The following is a 5,778-nucleotide window of genomic DNA, read 5'->3' as shown; positions in this document are numbered from 1 at the left end:
GAAACCTGGCATTCACCCCGAATATCGTGAAATCGTCTTTGTAGACGTTTCTAATAACTTCAGCTTCAAGACTCGCTCCACTATGTCTACTAAAGAGACCATCAAGTGGGAAGATGGCAATGAATATCCATTGGCCAAGATTGAGACTTCATCTGAGTCACACCCTTTCTATACTGGTACCCAGAAGATTATGGATACTGCCGGTCGTGTTGAGAAATTCCGTCAGAAATTCGGCACTAAAGCTGTTGCTAAGGCAACTGGTGATGGCGCTGCTAAAACAGCTGAGAAAAAAACTGCTGCTGCAGAAGCTAAAGCTGCTGAAAAGCCAGCTAAGAAGAAGTAATAGGCTTACTCTTCAAAGGGGTTGGGTATTCATATTCACCCTCCCTTGCGAGATAATAAAGGCAGCGTTTGCTGCCTTTTTTATTGCTAGTTTTATATGGTCAAACTCACCGCCGCCGCCACTACCTCCATTCCACGCATCATTATTTTTGCGTTGACTTTGATCTATGGTTTTGCCGGTCTCTTTGCGCGTGACCCCTGGAAAAATGAAGATGCCATCGGATTTGGTGGCATGTGGACTTTGCACAGTGGCAAAGCATTCGACTGGATTGTTCCGCATCTTGCGGGACGCGATGTTTCACTTGGCGCGCCCTTTCCCTACTGGCTGGGCGCCACCCTCATGGATCTATTTGGTCCATTGATTGGTGCGACCAATGCGGCACGCCTCTATGCAGCAGTTTGCTTTTTTGCTTCTGCTCTAGCTATTTGGTATGCGACCTATCTACTGGGTCGCCGTCCGGAAGTCCAGCCGATGGTTCTAGCAGTGGGTGGTCAGCCTGGTCGCAAAAATTACGGCATGACTTTAGCCGATGGTGCGCTATTGATTTTCTTGGCCTGCGTCGGTCTTGCACAACGTGCGCATGAAACTACGCCGATGATGGCTCAACTCATGGGTATCAGTATCGTCCTGTATGGCACAGTGCGTGGTTTGGATAGGCCATGGCAAGGCGGTCTCTGGACTGGCTTGGGTATTGCGATCGTTGCTCTCTCGAGTAACCTCACACTCAGTTTAATTATTGTCAGCTCAACCATCATTGCGGTCATTGCGAGTAATGCAAAGTTACGTTTTCGTTGGACATTAACCAGCACAGTTTTAGGTCTGATTGGTTTTGCAATTTGGCCTGCGCTTTGGTATTTAGGCAACCTCACTCCTGAGTGGCGCCATATCGCCGAAGAAGGCTGGCGCAATATGCCGGAGATGCGCGCAACCCCATCTATTGAATCACTAGGTTTTTTAAGTGTCAACTTCTGGGCGTATGCTTGGCCAGTTTGGCCATTGGCCATCATCTCCCTCGCACATTGGGGTCGAGTGAAAAAAGCGGGTCAGTGGCGCGCTCCACATCTTTGCATTCCGCTGAGTTTATTTATTGGCTGCTTGATTTATGTTCTGTTTCGCCTGGAGGCGAACGAACATGATCTGATTATTTTGATTCCAAGTTTGTCAATCATTGCCGCCTTTAGTTTGCCGATTCTCAAGCGCAGCCTCATTAGCTTCATCGATTGGTTGGCGATGTTTAGTTTCACCATGATCGCTTTGGCCATTTGGATTATTTGGTTTGCTAAGGTCACTGGCTTCCCAGAATCAACCGCTGCAAATTTGGCAAGACTGTTGCCAGGTTTTCAGGCGCAGTTTGATTACATCGCCTTCCTTGTTGCCCTCATTATTACTGGTATCTGGTTGTCGATTGTGCGTTGGAGAACTTCACGTGCTCCAAAAGAAATCTGGCGTTGCCTTATCATCTCTGCCTCTGGCACGACTTTGATGTGGGTTCTGTTAATGACCTTATGGTTACCAACGATTAATTACGCCAAGACCTATCGTTATGTTTCAGATCGCCTTGAAACGATTATTGCCAATACGCCAGGATGCATTGACACCACCAATCTTGGTCCAGCCCAGTTGGCTTCATTTGACTACTTCACCAAGCTTCCGCTACGAGATGATCCTAGTTGCAATCTCATGCTGACACACAGCTCTTCAGAGGCGAAGGCATACGCCAGCCTCAATAAAAAGAAAATTGAATTACTTTGGGAAGATCGCCGCGCATCTGACCGTGATGAGCGTCTGCGCCTCTATCAAATCACCCCTGCTGGTAAAGAATAAAACGTGCTGCACTTTAAATTATCGCGTTTACGCGAGGATGTTCCTTCCCTACTAAAACTGGCTGGCCCACTACTCATTGGGCAGCTAGCGGTAATCACTTTTGGTGTTTTAGACACCGCCATGACAGCGCGCTATTCCGCCGATGACTTAGCCGCCCTTGCAATGGCATCAGCTATATTCATCAGCATCTATGTCGGCCTCACAGGTGTGATCTCTGCACTTGCTCCAATCGCTGGGCAACTCTTTGGTGCCAAGCGTTTTGGTGAAATTGGTGAAGAGGTACGTCAAGCCACCTGGCTAGCCTTAGGTCTGACGATATTAGGCGGCGCCATTCTGCTCAATGCCGACTACCTTCTACAAATCTCTCAAGTCACGCCAGACATTGAAGGCAAGGCTAAGCTCTATCTCAACATCTTGGCAATTGGTTTACCGGCCAGCATGGCAATGCGCGTACTCATGGCTCTACACAATGCTGTTTCTAGACCGGCAGTCATTACCGTGGTGCAACTAATTGGTCTAGGTTTAAAGCTGCCACTCAACCTCCTCTTTATTTATGGCGGTTTAGGTATTGAAGGGATGGGTGGTCCAGGTTGCGCAGTAGCTACCGTGATCATCAATTGGTTTTGGCTCATCATCACGCTGAGCTTTGTTCTCTTTGATAGCTTTTATAGGCCATTCAAAATCTTTGTACGCTTTAGCTGGCCTGACTGGCATCGCATCTGGACTCTGCTGAAATTAGGCGCACCTATTGGCTTTAGCTATTTGATTGAAGTGACCTCTTTTACCTTTATGTCACTCTTCATTGCACGTCTGGGCACCACCGCTTTAGCTGGTCATCAAATTGTGGCTAATATGGGGACAGTAATTTATATGGTCCCCTTGTCTCTATCGATTGCGACAATGACATTGGTATCTCAGTCCATTGGCGCGAACAAACAGGAACGGGCTGAAGAGATTGGCTGGTCATCGGTTTTCTTCACCACTACTTTGTGCGTTTTGATTGGTCTCGCAGTCTGGATCTTTAGAGTGCAGCTACTTGATTTGTACGATCCACCGGAAGAGGTGAAGGTATTTTCCATTCCACTCTTTTTGTTTATCGCCTTTTATCAAGTGTTTGATGCATTGCAGATTACAGCGGCATTTATTTTGCGAGCCTATCGCATTGCCTTCTGGCCGATGTTGATTTACGCCGGATCACTGTGGGGCGTAGGCCTTGGTGGCGGCTACTTGATGGGCTTTAATGTCTTTGGCAATACACCGGAATTTTTACAAGGCGCCAATGGCTTTTGGGCTGGTAACAGCATAAGCCTAGGTTTAGCTGCACTGCTCTTGCTTTACCTATTCAGAAGAACGGCGGCACGCTTTGAGAAAACGCATCCGCCGGTAGAAGTTTAGTTGAGACTAAATTCCAGTAATACTATTTACTGAATAGGTCTAAATCCACTACTTGGGGGCATGTAGTTCGGGCTGCCTCCCTGCGATGGATAACTCGGCACCTGATTGCCTTTGGAATACATGCATTGCTGATAAGCGATGTTGTATTGAACTTGCGCCTGATTTTGTTTGCCAGATGAGTTCATGGCACCCATAGCAGCGCCACCTAGCAGACCAATACCCGCACCAGTTCCGATATTCTGACTACTACCACCCTGAATGACTGCTCCCGCAGCTGCACCTAAAGCAGCACCAATAGCAGCACTGGTTGCACCTTCTTTTAAGGCGGCATTACTAGTGTCTTTAATCGCATTTGCAGCGAACTCACGACATTGCTGATCTTCTTGCTGAAATACTTCAAAAGGCTTACCTTCACGCGGCATGATGGCAATCGTTGGGCCGGTTGGCGCGGAGACGCAAGCAGCTAAAGAGCTGATGATGGCCAAAGTGAGTACGACACGTTTCATATTCATTCCTTAAATCAATTGAATCACTGAATTCTGTTAATTTTGGATACGCTGATTTGTGGGCGCATTACTTGATGGTGGCATTGCAGGCCGCGTCTGCCAGCCCGATGGGCAATTTTGTACATACGGAAAGTATTGGTTGCCAGCTTCACAGTAATACCAAATTGGAGCTTGGGGTTGAGAAGCTAAAACCATGGGTTGCTGTGGAGCGGCATAAGTAACTACAGGAGGGGCAGAGTACACCACCGGTGGCGCATAGTAGCCAGCAGCATAAGGATAGCCATAGCCAGCACCGTAATACCCACCTCGCCAACCTGGGCCCCAGCCCCCACCCCAACCAGGACCGTAAGCTGCTGGTCTCCAACCGCCGCCGTAGCCACCACCGTAACCACCCCCAACGGAGACTGCCCAACCGACATTACCAGCCTGTGCCGCTAAAGGAGCTAGCGTAAGCAAGCTTCCGACTGCCAAGAGTGCGAGAACGGCTTTGGATATAACTGATTTGGATTGCTTTTGGCTTGTTTTCATAGTGGACCCCATTAATTGGTCGCCTCCTACTATCTTTAACGCTTCATTTAAATTCAGGCTGACAAGAATTGAGCATTTCACGGAATATTTATTACTTTTCCGTGAGGGCTGTTAATCCAATTTTGCGCCTGATTTGTAAATTACTCTACCCCATTTATTAGCCTCAGATTGGATCAATTTAGAGAGCTCTTGAGGGCTTCCTGGAGCTGGGTCCAGGCCACTTGCGAGCAACTTCTTTTTGACTTCAGCTTGATTGAGGGTCTGGCGGGTCAAGGCATTTAATTGCTTTTGCACTGCTGGCGGCAAATTGGCTGGCGCCATGAGCGAGAACCACGATATAGCCTCAAAACCAGGCAAACCTTGCTCCGCCATCGTCGGAATCTCCGGCGCAGCTGGAGAACGCTTTAGTGTGGTGACTCCTAAGGCCTGCACCTCGCCCGCCTTAATGAGAGACAGGGATGAGGATAGGTTATCAAAGAGCATCGTAATCCGACCGCTAATCAAATCTGGCAAAGACTGCGCCCTACCCTTATAAGGAATATGGCGAATTTGCACTCCGGTCATTTCTTTAAAGAGCTCGCCTGACATGTGCAAGGAAGTGCCAACACCTGAGGAGCCAAAAGTGAGCTCATTGGGCTTGGCCTTAGCTAGCTCAATGAGTTCGTGCAGATTAGTCACACCCAGCTTCTTGTTCACCACCAGCACATTAGGCGTACTGGCTAAAAAACTAATGGGTGTGAAATCATTGATCGGATGAAAAGACATCTTGTCATAAAGGGCACCGTTGATTGAATGGATGCCTACTGTGCCAATGAGAAGCGTGTAGCCATCTGGTTCGCTCTTTGCTACAAGGTCTGCGCCAATATTTCCACCGTAGCCAGGACGGTTCTCAACAAGAACCGGCACACCTAAACTTTGTTGCCAACTCTCAGCAAGTACGCGCGCCAAAATATCGGGCGCACCACCAGGTGTAAAAGTCACCACAATCCGAATGGCCTGTTTAGGCCAAGCGGTATTTGATTTAGCTGTTTGAGATTGGGCGATATTGGCAAAGCTCAGGCAAGTAAACAAGATAGCCAGACTCTTCACTGCCTTTAAAGCGATCTTCATCAAATCACCTGCGCTTGATTAAAAACCAAAGCGTGAACGTAGCCAAATTAATCCATCGTATTTAACAGGATC

The 5,778-nt window shown here is 48.1% G+C and carries 6 protein-coding genes; 3 read left to right on the top strand and 3 right to left on the bottom strand.

Annotated features, from left to right (window positions below):
* The 3 genes from B7X71_RS10970 to B7X71_RS10960 form a co-directional block, all read left to right on the top strand.
* Positions 1-343: type B 50S ribosomal protein L31 (locus B7X71_RS10970; protein WP_293597858.1), on the top strand; the 343-nt coding region annotated here is incomplete at its 5' end.
* 96 nt (positions 344-439) lie between these two features.
* The gene (locus tag B7X71_RS10965; protein ID WP_293597859.1) at positions 440-2,167 is read left to right on the top strand and encodes a hypothetical protein; all 1,728 of its coding nucleotides are present in this window, start codon (positions 440-442) and stop codon (positions 2,165-2,167) included.
* A 3-nt stretch (positions 2,168-2,170) separates the two neighbouring features.
* Positions 2,171-3,562: an MATE family efflux transporter gene (locus B7X71_RS10960; protein ID WP_293597860.1), complete on the top strand. Its 1,392-nt coding sequence runs from the start codon at positions 2,171-2,173 to the stop codon at positions 3,560-3,562.
* Between the two features lie 26 nt (positions 3,563-3,588).
* Here the strand turns inward: B7X71_RS10960 and B7X71_RS10955 are convergent, their stop codons facing one another.
* From B7X71_RS10955 to B7X71_RS10945, 3 genes are all read right to left on the bottom strand, one after another.
* Complete coding sequence (locus tag B7X71_RS10955; RefSeq protein ID WP_293597861.1) at positions 3,589-4,068, bottom strand: glycine zipper family protein; 480 nt, start codon at positions 4,066-4,068, stop codon at positions 3,589-3,591.
* Positions 4,069-4,104: 36 nt separating this feature from the next.
* A complete protein-coding gene (locus tag B7X71_RS10950; RefSeq protein WP_293597862.1) occupies positions 4,105-4,596 on the bottom strand; it encodes a hypothetical protein in 492 nt (163 codons plus the stop codon).
* A gap of 111 nt (positions 4,597-4,707) precedes the next feature.
* Positions 4,708-5,706, bottom strand: a complete 999-nt coding sequence (locus tag B7X71_RS10945) for a tripartite tricarboxylate transporter substrate binding protein (protein WP_293597863.1) — start codon at positions 5,704-5,706, stop codon at positions 4,708-4,710.
* Between the last annotated feature and the right edge of the window lie 72 nt (positions 5,707-5,778).

The organism is Polynucleobacter sp. 39-46-10 (genome assembly GCF_002282275.1).
The sequence above is the reverse complement of the archived record's forward strand: the minus strand, read 5'-3'. Positions and strand labels throughout refer to the sequence as shown.